Below are 17,160 nucleotides of genomic sequence, written 5' to 3'. Positions count from 1 at the left end.
ATCGAACCGGATTGGCGGCTCAGCCGCCAATCGAGACCTGTCTCTGGCCAGCATCCTGGCGCGAAACATAGTCGCGAAAGCTTATGCACTCGACGTCGGCCCTGACGCATACCTCACCGGCAAAGCGCTCCAGCGCGTTCCAATAGGCGCCGTCATTCATCAGCGTGAAGTGGAAGCCGAGTTCCAGCGGAATACGCTTGCCCGCATATTCCTTGTCGAAAGCGGCGCGAAAGGCGTCATAGGCTCGGTTCGCGAACGCATCTGCCTTGCTTGGCCGCTCGAAGCCGCCGGAATGGCGCACATAAAGATTGTAGTCCATGGCGATCACCGGCCTTGATTTCGGTCCTTCCGAGATCTGTGGGAGGGAAAAGCGGGTGATGCTGCCGACGGTCGACGGCCGGGCAGGGCCCTGCGAGACGCCGCTGGCGTCGAATTGATAGCCGGCAGCCGGCAGCGCCTCGTAGAGCGCCTTGTTTGCCGACAGGTATGGCGCGCGAAAACCGGCCACCGCCTGCCGCGCGAAATCTCGCCAGCCCTTGGGTTCGGGCGCGATGTCGTTGATCGCGTAGGCGTTCTCGAGAATGTGTTCGAACGAGGCGAACTCGCTCAGCCAGTCGGCCTTGCTCCAGTCCTTGCCGTCGAAATGGCCGCAGCCATGACTGGCGATGTCGTGACCTTCCGAGGCGGCGAGCCCGATCTGCTCGAGCCGCTCGGCGACTTCCTGCCTGGACGCGGCAACGCCGATGTTGGATTTGCCGACGGTTTTGCCCGGCGCGGTGTACTGGTTGCGGGTTTCCGGCGAAAGCAGGAACACGCAGGACAGGAAATAGGTGAAATGCGCGCCGGTACGCTGCGCCAGCGCCCGGCTGCGTTTCCACTGCGAAATGTCGCGGGCGCTGTCGAACGAGATGATGACGACCTGCTTGGGCCTCGCTGGCATTGGGGGCGCTGGCGGATCGGCCAAGGCCGTGCCGACGCTGGCGAGCGAGGCCAGGGAGAACGCAACAACGCGGAACGGACGAAGCATAGGCAATCGATCTGGGCTCGGGAAAATGTCTGGAAGCCGGCTATCGGGCAAATGTGGCGTGGGTACGGTCGTTCATTTGTGGTCACTTGTCTTGGGATAAGCCGATTTTCCTGCCGAACCCCTTCCATGCCGACAAAATTTCGCTAAAACGCGGGCTCATGAACCGCCCCGGCCCGGGGCAGGAATGGTTTTGATTGATGTCCGACGACAGTTTTATCCGTGAAGTCAACGACGAGATGCGTCGCGACCAGGCGCAAGCGCTGTGGGACCGTTTCGGTCCGGCCTTGCTTGGCCTTGCGATCCTCGTGGTGCTCGGCACCGCCGCCTTCGTCGGCTATCGCTATTGGGACGAGACGCGCGCCAACCGCTCGGGGGATGCGTTCTCGCAGGCGCTGAAGCTTGCCAATGACGGCAAGAACGACGAAGCGCTGGCCGCCCTTGATCAACTGGAGAAGGATGGCTACGGCGCCTATCCGCTGCTCGCCCGCATGCGCGCCGCGACCGTCAAGGCTGACAAGGGCGACGTCGCCGCCGCCGTCAAGGATTTCGACGATGTCGCCGCCGACACCGCCATTCCCCAGGGCATCCGCGACATGGCACGGCTGCGGGCAGCACTCCTGCTCGTCGACCATGGCTCCTTCGCCGACGTCTCCAGCCGCGTCGAGGCACTCACATCGGATACCAACACGCTGCGCCACACGGCGCGCGAGGCGCTCGGCCTTGCCGCCTGGAAGGAAGGCAAGACCCAGGACGCGCTGAAGCTGTTCGACCAGATCGCCGCCGATGACGGCGCCCCGCGCAACACCCGCGAGCGGGCAACGCTGATGTCTGAGCTGATCCGCGGCTCGGGCAATGCGTCGTGACCTTCAAAGTCGCCATCATAGGCAGACCTAACGTCGGCAAATCGACTCTTTTCAATCGTCTGGTGGGAAGGAAGCTGGCGCTTGTCGACGACACGCCGGGCGTGACCCGCGATCGCCGTGTCCATGCCGCCAAGCTCTACGACCTGCATTTCGACGTCATCGACACCGCGGGCTTCGAGGACGCCGGCGCCTCGACCTTGCCCGGCCGGATGCGCGCGCAGACCGAGATCGCCATCCGCGAGGCCGACCTGATCTTCTTCACGGTCGATGCCAAATCCGGCCTGATGCCCGATGACAAGACGTTCGCCGAGATCGTGCGCAAGTCCGGCAAGCCGGTCGTGCTGGTCGCCAACAAGGCCGAGGCGAAGGGCGCCCAGGGCGGCATGCTCGAGGCCTGGGAACTTGGCCTCGGTGAGCCGATCCCGGTCTCGGCCGAGCATGGCCAGGGCATGCCCGATTTGCGCGATGCCGTGATCGGCGCGCTCGGCGAGGCGCGTGCCTTCGGCGAAGACGAGGATGGCGAAGACGAAGAGATCTCCACCGGCGAGGTGCTGATAGGCGAGGACATCGCCGATCCGGACGCCGAGGATGTGCACACCTACGACGACACCAAGCCGATGCGCATCGCCGTCGTCGGTCGCCCGAACGCCGGCAAGTCGACGCTCATCAATGCGCTGATCGGCGAGGAGCGGCTGCTGACCGGACCGGAAGCCGGCATCACCCGGGATTCGATCTCGGTCGACTGGGACTGGCACGGCCGCCGCCTGAAACTGTTCGATACCGCCGGCATGCGCCGCAAGGCCAGGATTCACGAGAAACTGGAAGTAATGTCGGTGCAGGACGGCTTGCGCGCCATCCGCTTTGCCGAGATCGTCATCATCGTGCTCGATGCCACCATTCCCTTCGAGAAGCAGGACCTGCAGATCGCCGACCTGATCATCCGCGAGGGACGGGCGCCGGTAATCGCCTTCAATAAATGGGACCTGATCGACAACCCGCAGGAGCTTTTGGCGGAACTGCGCGAGAAGACCGAGCGGCTGCTGCCGCAGGTGCGCGGCCTCCAGGCCGTGCCCGTCTCGGCCGAGACCGGGCGTGGCCTCGACAAGCTGATGGATGCGGTGCTGAGGACCCACAAGGTGTGGAACAGCCGCGTCTCGACCGGCAAGCTCAACCGCTGGCTGGAAGGCATCCTGGCGCATCATCCGCCGCCCGCCGTCGCCGGCCGCCGGCTGAAGGTCAAGTATGTCACCCAGGCCAAGACGCGGCCGCCGGGTTTCGTTGTCCAGTGCTCGCGGCCCGACGCGATGCCGCAATCCTATGTCCGCTATCTCTCGAACAGCCTGCGCGAAGCCTTCGACATGCCGGGCGTGCCGATCCGCATCGCGCTGCGCACCTCCGACAATCCGTTCGCCGGCAGGGCAAAGAAACGTAGCTGAGTGTTGGCGCCCGACTGGCGCTAAATGATCACGCCACGTTACGCAGACCGTTGTCGTTAGCCCAGGCATTTTTGGGCAGCGTCTGCCGCGCCGCTTCCAGCAATATGTCGGCAAGGCGTGCCGCCACCGGCTCGAGTTCGGCGTCCTTGCGATGCATGAACAGCGCCATTTTTGGCAATGCCGGCAGCCCGGCGATCTCAGGCGTCATTGCGCTGACGCTGGCCGGCAGGCCGATGTCGGTGCGGATCGTCAGCCCCAGTCCCGCGGCGACCGCCGCCCAGATGCCGCCAAGGCTAGGGCTGGAGAAGGCCATCCGCCAGGGCAGCCCGGCGCGGTCGAGCGTCTCTGTCGCCACCGTGCGCAAAAGGCATGGCGCTTCGAGCGCCACCAGCGGCAGTGGCTCGCCGTCGCGCAGGCTGGTCTCGATGCGCTTTGCCGGACCGATCCAGCGCATCTGCACATCGGCGACGTGCCGACTGTAAGGCAGCGTCTCGCCGCTGTGCCAGGCGAGCGCGATATCGAGATTGCCTGAGGTGACGCGTTCGGCGAGCTCGTAGCTGCGGGCGATCCTGGCCTCGATCTTGACTTTGGGGTGGGCGCGGGCAAAGCGGCCGAGCACGTCAGGCAGCACCGCCTCGCCGAAATCCTCCTGCAGCCCGAGCCGTACCCAGCCTTCCAGTTCGACGTCATGAAGGGCCGCCGCGGCCTCGTCATTCAATTCGAGCAGCCGGCGCGCATAGCCGAGCATGGTCTCTCCCGCCTCCGTCAAGGCGAGTCCGCGTCCTGATTTGCGGAAGATCGGCGTCGCCGCCTGTTCTTCGAGTTTCTTCAACTTGGCGCTGACCGCCGAGGTCGATCGGCCGAGCCGGTCGGCGGCCTTGGCAAAACTGCCGAGCTCCATGCCGGTGACGAAACTGCGGAGAACGTCGAGATCGAATGTCACACGTCGCATCAGAAAACGTCCCATTTTTCAGAATAGTAGGTACAAAATTTCCTGATTTTAGGGACGGATTTATGGCGATAGAGAGACGCCGTCAAGGTCCAGACCGCTGGTCCACCACAGGAAAATAATCATGTCCGCCATCATCGATTGCACCGACCGACAGCCAACTGAGCTCCGGAAAGGTGGTCCTGCCAGCCCTGCCGAGAAGGTGTTCAGCCCCGGACATCGCTGGAAGGTTCTGGGCATAGGCGTTGCCGCGAACGCCAGTTTCTCGGCCACTTTTTCCGGCATACCAGCAACGGCGGTCGTGCTTCGCCAGGGCTATCACCTGGGCAATGCCGAGCTCGGCATGGCGCTCGGCGTTCTCGGGTTGGGGGTTGCGCTCAGTGAACTGCCCTGGGGCTTGCTTACCGACCGCTGGGGCGATCGCCGCGTGCTTTTGATCGGGCTCGGCGCGACGGCGGCCTGGCTCTTCGTCATGGCGATGCTCGTCGTCCCGACGAGGACCAGTATTCCCAACGTCACGCTCCTGTCGGCCAGCCTGCTCCTCACGGGATTGCTGGGGGGCAGCGTCAACGGTTCAAGCGGCCGCGCCATCATGGCCTGGTTTCGAGAAAGCGAACGCGGCTTCGCCATGAGCATCCGGCAAACAGCCGTGCCGCTTGGCGGCGGCCTCGGCGCGCTTGTTCTGCCGTCGCTTGCCCTGGCTTGCGGCTTTGCCGCGGTGTTCGGGCTCCTGGCGGCGGCATCGGCTCTGTCCGCCCTGTTCGCCTGGCGCTGGCTGCATGAGCCGCCGATGCAGGGCGAGGGCCAGTTCGGCTCGGCGGTTGTGGCCGGGCCGCCGCCGCTGCGCAACATCGAGGTCTGGCGTATCGCCACCGCCATCGGCCTGCTCTGTTTTCCACAGGTGGCGGTGCTCACCTTCGCATCGGTGTTCCTGCACGACTTCGTTGGGGTGGGAACGGCGGCGACCAGTGCCAGCCTCGCCGCCGTGCAGGTCGGCGCCGTGGTCATGCGCGTCTGGAGCGGCCGCTTCACCGACCGCCATGGCAACCGCCGCCAGTTTCTTCGGTCTTGCAGTGCGATCAGCGCGCTTGCCTTCGTGGTGCTTTGGCTGCTGGTTCTGGCCGCTCCCGCCATGTCAGGCAGCGCGTTCTTCCTGGTGGCGATCCTACCTGTGCTCCTGGTTGTCGCAGGCATCTCGGTCTCTTCCTGGCACGGCGTCGCCTACACCGAGCTTGCCACGCTTGCCGGCACCGGCCATGTCGGAACCGCGCTCAGCCTTGCCAACAGCTTCGTTTTCGTCGGCTTCTTCCTCGTGCCGGTGGCCATTCCGGGGCTTCTGCACCTCTGCTCATGGCCCGGCGTCTGGCTGTCGGCAGCCATCTGCGCGCTGATCGCCTGGCCGATCTTCCTGCGGCCGGCCTGAGGGACGTGCCAGCCGCAAAACCGCCCGACTTCGAAATCACCACCTACAGTCGACTAAGAAAACCCGATCGATTCCGTTAACGTCCCATCAAGGTTAATGCATCATTTTGCTCTCCAGTGGGGTCAGTAGCGTTCCTGGAGAGTGTTCCGTGCATCGACGTGTGTTGAAGCGGCTGGTCGCCGCCGCCGGTGAGAGAAAACGCGGCTTTCTGCCTCAGCTCGTCATCGGTCTCGGCATCTGGATCGGCTTCCCGACCGTCGCCGCCTACCAGGACATGACCAGCCTTGTTTCCGGCCTCGAAGCGTCGAGCACGCGCTGGAATTCCTATGTCGAGAAATCCGTTGCCGGCTCGACCCATTCCGCTGAAATGCCCTTTGTCGATTCCGATGTCACCGGCTCCATCTCCGGATCGGGTATCCATCTGGCCGGCGTCGGCAATGTGTCGTTTCGCGGCAAGGGCGGCAAGGTCAGTGGGACTCCCGACGAGGACCGCGTCGTGCGCGCCGACAAGAAGGGCCGCATCGTCCAGATGTCTCCCGTCGCACCGCCCAAGAACTTCAACGCCGGGTCGATCTTCGAGCGCACCTCCTCCTTGCTGCGCCCCAGCATGGACAGCGGCCTCAAGATGGCCTTCGCCAAACCGCAGATCAAAGGCAAGGAAATCCAGATCGCCGCGGCGTTCCATGCGCGTGAGGACAAGAAGTCGGATCCCGGCGTGCCGGCCATGCTTGCAGCCCTGGTCAACAATGACCATCCGGATGTGCTGGCGACCGCCTATGCGCAGGCCGAGCCGGACTACGCCAAGGCGTCGCCCTTCGAGGCCCTGCTGCAGGACGACAAGCCGAATGACGGCCGCTTCATTCCGCCGATGGCCAAAGGCGACCATTCGTGGATACAGAACCCGCTTCCGGCAAGCGTCTTCTCCAAGCCGGAACAGGCATGTCTTGCCAACGGCATCTATTTCGAGGCGAGGAGCGAATCCGTGCGCGGCCAGGCCGCCGTTGCCCAGGTCATCCTCAATCGCGTCCGCAACCCGGCCTATCCGAATTCGATCTGCGGCGTCGTCTACCAGAACGACAGCTGGTTCAACCGTTGCCAGTTCTCCTTCGCCTGTGACGGCAGGAAGAAGCGCATCGACAGCCCGGCCGCCTACAAGACCGCTCAGGATATCGCCATGGCCGTCACCGCCGGCAAGATCTTCATCCCCGAGGTCGGCTCGTCGACCCACTACTACGCCCAATATGTCCATCCCGGCTGGGCACGCACGATGCAGAAGATGACAAAGATCGGCCTGCATATCTTCTACCGGACCTATGGCGGCGGCTGGAGCTGAGCACCGAACAGTCGCTGATCTTTTCGCGTGGTGCGCGGTCGATCAAGGAGCCATTGCCTGGGGGATTCGTGCCATGCATCCCCGCCATCGCGGCGGGCACGATGTCGCACCTTTCTAAATATCTGATTTTATTGCCTAAAATACATGGCGATGAACTTCCGCCCGTGGCTTGACGGGCGCAAACCCTCTAACTATGTTGCCGGCGACTTTAGAAGCGGACGGACGGTGACGGTCTGACCGGGCAGGGGGGTTGCGATGGCCGATAAAAGCAGGCCAGACGGAACCGGAGAAACCGGCCGCGGCAAGCAGCATGAACCCGACATCCGCGACGACGATCTTGAGCGCCGCCGGCGTGAACTTGAAGCATCGCTTGCGACAAGGCTGCCGAACCGGCTCGAGGGGAAAGACGACGCGAAAGCGGGCAGTGCGGCCGGTTATGGCCAGGCGGTCAAACTCTCCAGCGAATTTATCGCCGGGGTGGTGGTGGGCGCCGGCATCGGCTGGATGATCGACCGTCTGGCGGGGATCTCGCCATGGGGTCTGATCGTGTTCCTGCTGCTTGGCTTTGGCGCCGGCGTGCTCAATGTCATGCGTTCCGCGGGCGTTGTGGCCGAATTCGGACAGAGCGATAAGTCGCGTTCTGACCGGGACGATGGAAAATGACCGCCCTTCAGGCGGCATTTGGAAATAGCCGCCCTTTATGCGGCAATGGTAATTTGGCCGTACGCGGCATTGACGGGGTTTGAACGTGGCAGCTGACAAGGTCGATCCGATCCACCAGTTCCATATCAACAAGCTGATACCGATCGAGATCGGCGGCTATGACCTGTCGTTCACCAATTCGGCGCTGTTCATGGTCGCCACCGTGGTTGTCGCGGCGGCATTTCTGTTTCTGACGACGTCGAGCCGCAGCCTTGTTCCCGGCCGGCTTCAGTCGATCTCCGAAATGGCCTATGAGTTCGTCGGCAACATGTTGCGCGATGCCGCCGGCACGCAAGGCATGAAGTTCTTCCCGTTCGTGTTCTCGCTGTTCATGTTCGTGCTGGTCGCCAACCTGCTTGGCCTGTTCCCGTATTTCTTCACCGTCACCAGCCACATCATCGTCACCTTCGGCCTCGCCGCCCTGGTGATCGGAACCGTGGTCGTCTACGGCTTCATGAAGCATGGCCTCGGTTTCCTGAAACTGTTCGTGCCGCATGGCGTGCCGGTGTTCCTGCTGCCGCTGGTGGTGCTGATCGAGGTGATCTCCTTCGTGTCGCGCCCGGTCAGCCTCTCGGTTCGTCTTTTCGCCAACATGCTCGCCGGCCACATCACGCTGAAGGTGTTCTCAGGGTTCGTCGTCAGCCTGAGCGCGCTGGGGGCGGTTGGCGTGGCGGGCTCGGTCCTGCCGCTGGCAATGGCGGTGGCGCTGACCGCTCTGGAATTGCTGGTCGCCTTCCTGCAGGCCTACGTCTTTGCCGTCTTGACCTGTATGTATCTCAACGACGCCCTGCATCCCGGGCATTAATCTAAGAGTTTCCGGCATTGGCGCCGGATGGAATCGCAACGGAATTTTAGATCCAAAGGAGTTGAACAAATGGACGCAGAAGCAGCAAAGTACATCGGCGCCGGCATCGCTTGCCTGGGCATGGGTGGCGCGGGCATTGGCCTCGGCAACATCTTCGGCAGCTACCTCGCGGGCGCTCTGCGCAACCCGTCGGCTGCTGATGGCCAGTTCGGCCGTCTGATCTTCGGCTTCGCCGTGACCGAAGCTCTGGGCATCTTCTCGCTTCTCATCGCGCTTCTTGCCCTGTTCGGCTGAGCCCCTCTTTGGCTAAGCCATGGGAAGATTGGACAGGCCAGCCGCGAAAGCGGCGGGCTTGAATTTCGGGGATAGTCCATGTTCGTGACATCTGCCTTCGCGCAAGAGTCCGCGCCTGCCGCCGATACCAGCCACGCTGCGACGGGAGGCGACGCGCATTCCGGCACCAGCGTGCCTGCTGAAGCGCACGGCACGTTTCCGCCATTCGATCCTGCGACGTTCCCGTCGCAGCTTCTGTGGCTGGCGATCACTTTCGGGCTGTTCTATCTCTTCCTGAAGCGGGTGGTGATGCCGCGTGTCGGGGGCATCATCGATGTCCGTAACGATCGAATCACGCAGGATCTCGACCAGGCAGCCAAGTTGAAGGGCGAGGCCGACGCCGCTGTTGCTGCCTACGAGCAGGAACTGGCGGAAGCCAAGACCAATGCCAACGCGATCGGCCAGCAGGCCAGCGATGCGGCCAAGGCCGAAGCCGAGACCGCACGCAAGAAGGTCGAGGCAGCGCTTGACCAGAAGCTTGGCGAGGCCGAGGCGCGCATCGCTTCCATCAAGGCCAATGCCATGAAGGAAGTCGGCACCATCGCCGAGGACACCGCTTCGGCGATCGTCGAGGCACTGGTCGGCGGCAAGGCCAGCAAGGCCGAGATCGCGGCCGCGGTCAAATCCGTGGCCGGGTGAGGAGCGCATCATGGACGCCACATCTCTCGCAACGCTTTGGGCAACGGTAGCCCTCGTCATCTTCCTGGGCGTTGCCGTCTACATCAAGGTGCCTGGCCTGATCGCAAAGGCGCTCGACGCCCGCGCCGCCAGGATCAGCAACGAGCTTGATGAAGCACGCCGGCTGCGCGAGGAGGCTCAGCAACTGCTTGGCCAGTATCAGCGCAAGCGCAAGGAAGCCGAGCAGGAGGCCGCCGACATCGTCGCGGCTGCCAAACGCGAGGCCGACATGCTTGCCGCGGATGCGCACAAGAAAACTGAGGATTATGTTGCCCGGCGTACAGCCCTTGCCGAGCAGAAGATCGGTCAGGCGGAGCGTGACGCGATCGCTGAAGTCCGCGCCAGCGCCGTCGACATCGCTGTCGAGGCTGCGCGTACCCTGCTTGCCGGCAAGATCGACGCCAAGGCCGGCGCCGACCTCTTCAAGGCGTCGCTTGCGGACGTGAAGTCGAAGCTGAACTGAGCCTGTTGTTCAAGCAAGGATCGAAGCCGCCTGGGAAACCTGGCGGCTTTTTTTGTTGTTGCGGAAATGATCTCCCTCTCGAGGAAGGAGATTACCCGCTCAGCGGTTTCGCCAATCCTTTAATTCAATCAAGTCCGGCCAGGCTCTCCTCTTCCGCCACCTCAACGCCGCCCAGCCTGAACGGCGCGAAGGACACGCGGTGCAGCCGTGCGACAGGCCCATGCGCCTCGATCGCCGTGCGGTGGCGGACCGTGGCGTAGCCCATGTGAACCTCGAACCCATAGCGATCGTGGTGGTTGCCGCAACCGCACATCATTCTGTCACGCATCACCTTGGCGACGATAGAGGCGGCGGCGATCGATTGCGAACGCTGGTCGCCCTTGATCAGCGCCCGACCCGCGCAAGGCAGGCCTGGCGGCACGTCGCGCCCGTCGGCGAGCGCGAGCTTCGGCTGAACAGGCAGGCCGACCAGCGCACGGCGCATGGCCTCCAGGCTGGCCTTGAGGATGTTGCTACCGTCGATGCCCTCGGCGCTGATGGACGCCATCGAAACGCCCAGCGCGGAACCAAGAATTCGCAGGAACAGCGCCTCGCGCTGCAAGTGGCTAAGGCGCTTGGAATCGTCGAGCCCGTCTGGAATGTTGGCGGGGTCGAGCACCACCGCCGCGGCGACCACTGGCCCAGCCAGGGGGCCGCGGCCGGCCTCATCCATCCCGGCCACCGGCCACAGACCGTCGGCCATCGCCTTCGTCTCGAAGGAGAAATCGGGCTTCTCTACGATTTCGAAGAGAAGCGGAGAATCGGATCGCGCGCGAGCCATGTTGCGGCGAGGTTCGCATCGGCTCCGATTCTCCGCAAGTCCCTCCGGGTCGGGTGGGGCGCCGGACCGGGAGGGCACCGTCTGCAGGCCGGGGCAGGCCGGACGGGATTCTTGTGCCGCGACAGATCAAACCACCGCAGTGAATTGAACTCTCAAAGCAGCGTCAGCTGCAGCTGGTCCTTTCCGGCGGAAACGAACTGGTCGGTCCGAAGCGCACGCCGTTCGACGTTGAGGCCGAGCCGCTTGGCGGTGATCTCGAAACGCCGGCCGATCTGCCAGGCATAGGGACCGGCACCCTTCATGCGCTTGCCCCATTCCGAATCGTAATCCTTGCCATCACGCATCGAACGGATCAGCGACATCACGTGGCGGTAGCGGTCGGGATAGTGGCGCAGCAGCCAGTCCTTGAAGATCGGGCTCACCTCCAGCGGTAGGCGCAGGATGACATAACCCGCCTCTCGCGCGCCGGCCGCGCGTGCCGAATCAAGGATGCGTTCCATCTCCTGGTCGGTCAGGCCGGGGATGATCGGCGCCACCATCACCGAAGCCGGAATGCCAGCATCCGAAAGCTGCCGGATTGCCTCCAGCCGCTTGGTCGGCGTCGATGCGCGTGGCTCCATCGTTCTGGCCAGCATGCGGTCGAGCGTCGTCACCGACAGCGCCACCTTGGCCAGCCCGCGCTCGGCCATGCGCGAAAGAATATCGATGTCGCGCGTCACCAAGGCGGACTTGGTGACGATGCCGACTGGATGGCCGCGTGCTTCCAGCACCTCGAGGATCTCGCGCATGATCCGGTACTGCTTCTCGATCGGCTGGTAGGGGTCGGTGTTGGTGCCGATGGCGATGGTGCGCGGCTGATAGCCGTCCTTCGACAGCTCCTTGTCGAGCAAGCGCGCCGCATCCGGCTTGGCAAACAGCTTGGATTCGAAATCGAGACCCGGCGACAGGCCCATGAAACTGTGCGTCGGTCGGGCAAAGCAATAGACGCAGCCGTGCTCGCAGCCGCGATAGGGGTTGATGGAACGGTCGAAGGAAATGTCGGGCGATTCGTTGCGGGTGATGATGGTGCGCGGCTTCTCGACCTGCACTTCGGTCTTGAAGGGCGGCAGTTCCTCCAGCGAATTCCAGCCGTCATCGAAGACGTGCCGGCTGACCGGCTCGAATCGCCCGGAAGGATTGATGCCCGCCGACCTCCCGCGATTGCGGTCCGGACGGACACGCATGCCGCTCTGCTCGATCATTGCATTGGCCATCTCGGCTCGTCCTGCCCCGAAAGCTGCAATGTCTGCGCGCACGATCTGTTCCATTTTCGCCCGCTCCCAGGGACTGTCCATGTTGTGTCGAATCGCTCGGGTCATGAAATTATTCCTATTTCGCCGATAAGAACAAAGCAAGAACTTTTTATGGTGCGGCGCAAGAACTGGCGCTGTGCGCCGCTTTCCGCTATTCGGCTAATGATGCTCAGCGTTCTCATAGAAACCCGAAATGACGAGGAGGCTCTGGCCCGCACGCTCGCCTCGCTGATCGGCGGCGCGGTCGAGGGCGTGGTGCGCGAAGTCATCGTCTGCGACACGGGTTCGACCGACCAGACGCATCGTGTCGCCGAGCATGCCGGCTGCCACTATGTCGCGAGCGGTGGTGTTGTTGCGGGCATTCGGCAAGCCAAGGGTGAATGGCTGCTGCTGCTGGAGCCTGGTGCGCGGCTGGTGGAGGGCTGGATCGACGAGGTCGTCGCCCACACGGCCAGGCAAACCATGGCGGCGCGATTCTCGCGGGCGCGCGGCAGCCGCGTGCCATTCCTGGCCCGGGTCTTTTCGGGAAACCGCGCTTTGGCCGACGGATTGGTGATCGGCAAGCAGCAGGCCGCGGCCGCGGCGAAGAGTTCCGGCAGCGCCGAGGCCATCGCGCGGGGCCGCGCGACAAAGCGGCTCGACGCCGAGATCTGGGTGGCGCCGCCGAGGCAAGAGCGCCGCACCCCGAAGTGATTTTTTGCAGTTGGTCTCTCCATTGTGCATTGCACAAAATCTGACGCGGGATTAGCTTCCAGTTGGGTGAATTGGGTTTGGGTCATGCCGAGTGCTGAGCGCCGATGCGTATCGGCGCCGCTCTCATAGCCGAGGATCCGATGAACCTTTCGACGTCAGACAAATCCGGCACTGCCAGTCTCGAGGCAATCGCGCGCAATGGCACCCTGCTGCGCCGCATCGCCGTGCGCATTCCGACCTATTTGACGGATCTGCGCGAAAACCCAGCCTGGCTGCCGATGTTCGTTTTGGCCCGAACCATGCCCGGGCGCCGGATGCACTGGCTGGGCGCAAAGCGCGCCCGTTCGGCCGACAATGCCGGGGATACGATGTTCGCCGGCATCGAGCGCGCCGCGGTCGTCGAAGCGCTGCGCTCCGACGGGCTGTTTTCAGGCCTGGTCCTGCCGCCGGCGATCCATGGAGAGATCGCTGATTTCGCGCGGCGCACGCCTTGTTTCGGTAATTTCGATCGTCGTCTCGAATTCATGCCGGGTGAACATGCCGAGGCCGAGAAGCGCTTTGGCCGCTCGCTGCTCAGCGGCCATTATTTCGAACGCACACTCGACTGCGGTGCAGCGCTCGCCATCCAGCGCGATCCGCTGCTTCTCGACATCGCCGCGCATTATCTCGGCGGCCAGGCAAAACTGATCACGACGCGCGTCTGGTGGAGCTTTCCGACCGGCGAGGCCTCGGACGCCGACAAGAACCTTGCCTCGCTAGGCAAGTACCATTTCGACCTCGACGATTGGCGCATGCTGAAATTCTTCTTCTATCTCAAGCCCGTCGACGCTGACACGGGTCCGCATGTCTATGTCCGGGGCAGCCACAAACGCCGCGCCCTCAAGCATCAACTCACCTTGCTGGTTGGCCATCCCGCGCAGGAGGTTCTGGATGTCTATGGCGAGCAGAGCCCGGTGACGCTGACCGGCGAAGCGGGCCTCGGCTTCGTCGAGGACCCGTTCGGTTTTCACATGGGTACAGTGCCGGCGCGCACGCCGCGGCTGATGATGGAAGTCGGCTTCGGCGTATCGCCGCCGTCGCGCCGACGGTTTCATGGGGAACCTGTCATCCGCTGAAAGAGAACTATTCGAAGCTCACCTCGACAGGCATCCAGCGCGCGCGGCGCCTGGCTTGTCGCTGCGCTTTGCCTTCCGCATCGAAATCCACGGGGATCGGTCGCTGACTGAACCGTCCCTGGTCGTCCAGCGCGTTGACAATGACGATCGCCCTGGCGTTATCGTCTGCGGTGATCGCGGCGACATAGACGCCGCACTCCCGGCAGAGCAGGTAGTCGGCCGTTCTCAGCCCAAACCGGTATCTGTGCAATCGCGTTTCGTCCTTAACCGAGATGATCAGCCTGCCGTCCGGGTCGGCAACGGCGCGCGAACCATGTTTGACACAGAACGAGCATTGGCAGGCGCGAACTTCGATCTGCGATGGGTCGAGCCCGGTTGAAAATCCAAGGCGTATGTTGCCGCAATGGCATCCGCCAGTATGCATGGTCATCGTATCTGCCTTGTCGTGAACGGCGATGATCGCCTTCAGGGCAAGATACTTTTCCGGGATCCGGTGTGGAATGGCGTTTCGAAGGCGCCGGTGCCGTTCTGCCCGGCAAACGCGACGCGAAACCGGCACTTTGCCTCGGCTTTTACGGAGTCGATTTTCCGCGCCGCAGATGCTCGTCGAGGCGCGGCATGATCTCGACGAAGTTGCACGGCATGTGCCGGTAATCGAGCTGTGCCTTCAGGATGCCGTCCCAGGCGTCCTTGCAGGCGCCGGGCGAGCCCGGCAGCACGAAGACGAAAGTTGCGTTGACGACGCCGCCGGTGGCCCGGCTCTGGATCGTTGAGGTACCGATCTTGTCGTAGGAGATGCGGTGGAACACTTCCGAAAAGCCATCCATGCGCTTTTCGAAGATCGGCTCCAGCGCTTCCGGCGTCACGTCGCGCCCGGTGAACCCGGTACCGCCAGTGGTGATCACGACATCGATGGTCTTGTCTTTCGACCAGCCGAGCACCTTGTCGCGGATTCTTTCGCGGTCATCGGTGACGATATCGCGTGCGGCAAGCATATGGCCGGCTTCACTGATGCGATCGACCAGCACCTGGCCGGATTTGTCGTCGGCAAGGCCGCGTGTGTCCGACACGGTCAGCACCGCGATGCGCACGGGAATGAAGGAACGGCTCTCGTCAATTCTGGCCATCAGCTCCCTCCGATGCAATGCTGCGCGTCGCCGCGACGAACCAGTCGGGCTGGCGGGTGCGGATCTCGGCGGCGGCGCGCTTGGCGACATTGCCGGTCTCGAAAAGGCCGAAGCATGTCGCGCCCGACCCGGACATGCGAGAAAAACCCGATCCAGCCTTGTTCAGCCATGAAAGCGCCCTGCCTATGGCGGGCTGTATCGCAAGGGCTGCCGGCTCGAGATCGTTGCGGGTGACCTCCAGCCAGTTGCGCAGGCTGTGAAAATCGATGATGCGCGGTAGGGGCGGCAGGCCTTCATTGTCGCGCTTCGACAGCGCGTTGAATATTTCGGCCGTCGAGACCGGCGTGCCTGGATTGACCAGCACCAGCCCCAGTGTTGAAAAATCCGGTACCATCGACAGCTCGTCGCCAATGCCGCGCGCGACCAGCGGCTTTGCCGCCAGGCACATCGGCACGTCGGCGCCAAGCGAGAGGCCGATCCGCGCCAGTTCGACGCCATCGAGGTCCAGGGCCCAGGTCTCCGCCAGCCCGCGCAGCACTGCTGCCGCGTCGCTCGAGCCGCCGCCGACGCCGGAGGCAACCGGCAGGTTCTTTTCGAGCCTGATGGCGACCGGTGGGGTTCTCTGCGGTCCGGCCGCCCTGCGCAGGGCATCGCGGGCCTTGAGCACCAGATTGCTGGCGTCGAGAGGAACCGTTGGCGCGTAGCGGCCGGACACGGTGAAATCATCGCTGTCGGCAAGCGCGATCTCGACCCGGTCGCCAAAACGCGTGAATACCGCCAGACTCTCGATCAGATGATAACCGTCCGGGCGCCTGCCTGTGACGTGCAGGGCAAGATTGATCTTGGCATGCGCGGACCAAGTGCGCACACCGATGTCAGTGTCCACTACGTCTGATGTTTGCGGGATGATGCTCAGTCCTTGGCCAGCCGGTATTCGCCGGTCTTCGGATCCTTCACCAGCGTTCCCATCGCGCCGTTCGCCGCCTGCTTCTCGGTGCGTCGCACCTTGGCCGTCACGCGTTCGGCTTCTCGCACGAAGGTGCGGTAGCCGAAATAGGCGGCGACGCCAACGACGGTGAAGAAAATGATCTGCGGCATGTCAAAACTCCTCCCACGCTGGGCCGGCAAAGGCGGCCGGTCGGGTCGGTTGATGCATGTCGCCCAAAAGTGGATCCGATTTTGGGAAAACGACATGCATAAGACTTCAAGCACTCATGCTAGACGGTTTTGCCCGGTTTTCAAAGCCCGAAGCGAGCCCACAGCGCGCGCTCTTCCGCCGCATCGATGACGCCGCTGGCTGCAGCCGCGGCAATATCGGGCGCCGAAAAGCCATTGCTAGAGCCAAACAGACCAAAGCGGCTGAGGAAACCGCGCGGCGCCGTGATCAGCCTGAGCTGGGTTTTCGACCCGAAACGGGTTTTCAGCACGGTGCGCATGTCACCGAGCGCATCGACGAGACCGAGCTCAAGGCCTTTCTTGCCGGTCCAGAACAGGCCGGTGAACAGGTCCGGATCGTCTTTCAGCTTCGCGCCGCGCCGCTCCTTGACGAGATCGATGAACGTGTCGTGCACCTCGAGCTGCAGCGCCTTCAGACGCTCGACGTCTTCCTTCTTCTCAGGCTTGAACGGATCGAGCACGGCCTTGTTCTGGCCGGCGGTGTGGACACGGCGCTCGACACCGATCTTCTTCATCAGTTCCGGGAAACCGAACGAGGCCGAAACCACGCCGATCGAACCGACGATCGACGACGGATCGGCGAAAATCTCGTCGCCGGCGGCCGCGATCATGTAACCGCCCGATGCCGCGACGTCCTCAACGAAGACCAGCACCTTTTTGTTCTTTTCCGTCGCCAGGTCGCGGATACGCTTGAAGATCAGCCGCGACTGCACCGGCGAACCTCCCGGCGAGTTGATAGAGACGGCAACCGCCGGCGCGTCGAAGGAAAATGCCTTCTCGATGAGGCCGGCTGTGGAGGCCAGCGACAGGTTCTGCCGGAACTGGCCGCCCGTCATGATCGTCCCGTGCAGCCGGATGACCGGAATGGTGACGACGGTGGAGCGCCAGGATTTCGGCAGCAGGCGGTTGAAAAGACGTTTCACGA

General features: G+C 63.4%; 20 protein-coding genes. 11 read left to right on the top strand and 9 right to left on the bottom strand.

Features of this window, described 5'->3' with window-relative positions; all coding sequences use genetic code 11:
• Positions 1-19: 19 nt before the first annotated feature.
• Complete coding sequence (locus BLS48_RS07630) at positions 20-1,027, bottom strand: polysaccharide deacetylase family protein (RefSeq protein ID WP_091576464.1); 1,008 nt, start codon at positions 1,025-1,027, stop codon at positions 20-22.
• A gap of 197 nt (positions 1,028-1,224) precedes the next feature.
• On the opposite strand from BLS48_RS07630, the gene BLS48_RS07625 reads away from it, so the two are divergent.
• Both BLS48_RS07625 and der read left to right on the top strand, forming a co-directional pair.
• Positions 1,225-1,890 (top strand): tetratricopeptide repeat protein, encoded by a 666-nt coding sequence (locus BLS48_RS07625; RefSeq protein WP_091576462.1) that lies wholly within the window; start codon positions 1,225-1,227, stop codon positions 1,888-1,890.
• Entirely contained in the window at positions 1,887-3,326 is a 1,440-nt protein-coding gene (gene der, locus BLS48_RS07620; protein WP_091576461.1) for a ribosome biogenesis GTPase Der, read from the top strand. The genes BLS48_RS07625 and der overlap by 4 nt, the downstream gene beginning before the upstream one ends.
• A gap of 28 nt (positions 3,327-3,354) precedes the next feature.
• On the opposite strand, the gene BLS48_RS07615 is transcribed toward der, so the two are convergent.
• Positions 3,355-4,278, bottom strand: a complete 924-nt coding sequence (locus tag BLS48_RS07615) for a LysR substrate-binding domain-containing protein (protein WP_091576884.1) — start codon at positions 4,276-4,278, stop codon at positions 3,355-3,357.
• 121 nt (positions 4,279-4,399) lie between these two features.
• On the opposite strand from BLS48_RS07615, the gene BLS48_RS07610 reads away from it, so the two are divergent.
• From BLS48_RS07610 to BLS48_RS07580, 7 genes are all read left to right on the top strand, one after another.
• The gene (locus tag BLS48_RS07610) at positions 4,400-5,698 is read left to right on the top strand and encodes an MFS transporter (RefSeq protein WP_091576459.1); all 1,299 of its coding nucleotides are present in this window, start codon (positions 4,400-4,402) and stop codon (positions 5,696-5,698) included.
• Positions 5,699-5,846: 148 nt separating this feature from the next.
• Positions 5,847-7,031: a cell wall hydrolase gene (locus BLS48_RS07605; RefSeq protein ID WP_091576457.1), complete on the top strand. Its 1,185-nt coding sequence runs from the start codon at positions 5,847-5,849 to the stop codon at positions 7,029-7,031.
• 255 nt (positions 7,032-7,286) lie between these two features.
• A complete protein-coding gene (locus BLS48_RS07600; protein WP_091576455.1) occupies positions 7,287-7,694 on the top strand; it encodes an AtpZ/AtpI family protein in 408 nt (135 codons plus the stop codon).
• 85 nt (positions 7,695-7,779) lie between these two features.
• Positions 7,780-8,538: a F0F1 ATP synthase subunit A gene (locus BLS48_RS07595; protein WP_091576882.1), complete on the top strand. Its 759-nt coding sequence runs from the start codon at positions 7,780-7,782 to the stop codon at positions 8,536-8,538.
• 69 nt (positions 8,539-8,607) lie between these two features.
• On the top strand, positions 8,608-8,832 hold the full coding sequence (locus BLS48_RS07590; RefSeq protein ID WP_006206606.1) for a F0F1 ATP synthase subunit C: 225 nt from the start codon (positions 8,608-8,610) through the stop codon (positions 8,830-8,832).
• Positions 8,833-8,910: 78 nt separating this feature from the next.
• The gene (locus tag BLS48_RS07585; protein WP_091576453.1) at positions 8,911-9,510 is read left to right on the top strand and encodes a F0F1 ATP synthase subunit B; all 600 of its coding nucleotides are present in this window, start codon (positions 8,911-8,913) and stop codon (positions 9,508-9,510) included.
• Positions 9,511-9,520: 10 nt separating this feature from the next.
• Positions 9,521-10,012 (top strand): F0F1 ATP synthase subunit B, encoded by a 492-nt coding sequence (locus BLS48_RS07580; protein ID WP_091576452.1) that lies wholly within the window; start codon positions 9,521-9,523, stop codon positions 10,010-10,012.
• Between the two features lie 124 nt (positions 10,013-10,136).
• On the opposite strand, the gene BLS48_RS07575 is transcribed toward BLS48_RS07580, so the two are convergent.
• Positions 10,137-10,832: a ribonuclease HII gene (locus tag BLS48_RS07575; protein WP_091576450.1), complete on the bottom strand. Its 696-nt coding sequence runs from the start codon at positions 10,830-10,832 to the stop codon at positions 10,137-10,139.
• Between the two features lie 152 nt (positions 10,833-10,984).
• A complete protein-coding gene (locus BLS48_RS07570; RefSeq protein WP_143019402.1) occupies positions 10,985-12,139 on the bottom strand; it encodes a PA0069 family radical SAM protein in 1,155 nt (384 codons plus the stop codon).
• Between the two features lie 150 nt (positions 12,140-12,289).
• Here BLS48_RS07570 and BLS48_RS07565 point away from each other — a divergent pair, with 150 nt between their 5' ends.
• On the top strand, positions 12,290-12,817 hold the full coding sequence (locus tag BLS48_RS07565; RefSeq protein WP_091576881.1) for a glycosyltransferase: 528 nt from the start codon (positions 12,290-12,292) through the stop codon (positions 12,815-12,817).
• Positions 12,818-12,957: 140 nt separating this feature from the next.
• On the top strand, positions 12,958-13,932 hold the full coding sequence (locus tag BLS48_RS07560; RefSeq protein ID WP_091576879.1) for a hypothetical protein: 975 nt from the start codon (positions 12,958-12,960) through the stop codon (positions 13,930-13,932).
• A 7-nt stretch (positions 13,933-13,939) separates the two neighbouring features.
• Here the strand turns inward: BLS48_RS07560 and BLS48_RS07555 are convergent, their stop codons facing one another.
• From BLS48_RS07555 to BLS48_RS07530, 5 genes are all read right to left on the bottom strand, one after another.
• On the bottom strand, positions 13,940-14,362 hold the full coding sequence (locus BLS48_RS07555) for a GFA family protein (protein ID WP_091576447.1): 423 nt from the start codon (positions 14,360-14,362) through the stop codon (positions 13,940-13,942).
• 142 nt (positions 14,363-14,504) lie between these two features.
• Entirely contained in the window at positions 14,505-15,059 is a 555-nt protein-coding gene (gene moaB, locus BLS48_RS07550; protein ID WP_091576446.1) for a molybdenum cofactor biosynthesis protein B, read from the bottom strand.
• A complete protein-coding gene (locus BLS48_RS07545) occupies positions 15,046-15,945 on the bottom strand; it encodes a 4-(cytidine 5'-diphospho)-2-C-methyl-D-erythritol kinase (protein WP_091576444.1) in 900 nt (299 codons plus the stop codon). Before BLS48_RS07545 ends, moaB begins: the two co-directional genes overlap by 14 nt.
• Before the next feature lie 26 nt (positions 15,946-15,971).
• Positions 15,972-16,157, bottom strand: coding sequence for a membrane protein (locus tag BLS48_RS07540; protein WP_013896713.1), 186 nt, complete (start codon positions 16,155-16,157; stop codon positions 15,972-15,974).
• A 140-nt stretch (positions 16,158-16,297) separates the two neighbouring features.
• Positions 16,298-17,158 carry a S49 family peptidase gene (locus BLS48_RS07530; RefSeq protein WP_091576443.1) on the bottom strand — a complete coding sequence of 287 codons (861 nt, stop codon included), beginning with the start codon at positions 17,156-17,158 and terminating at the stop codon, positions 16,298-16,300.
• Between the last annotated feature and the right edge of the window lie 2 nt (positions 17,159-17,160).

This window comes from Mesorhizobium qingshengii (genome assembly GCF_900103325.1).
Classification (GTDB): domain Bacteria; phylum Pseudomonadota; class Alphaproteobacteria; order Rhizobiales; family Rhizobiaceae; genus Mesorhizobium; species Mesorhizobium qingshengii.
Note: the sequence above shows the minus strand (reverse complement) of the source record. Positions and strands in the feature narration are given on the sequence as shown.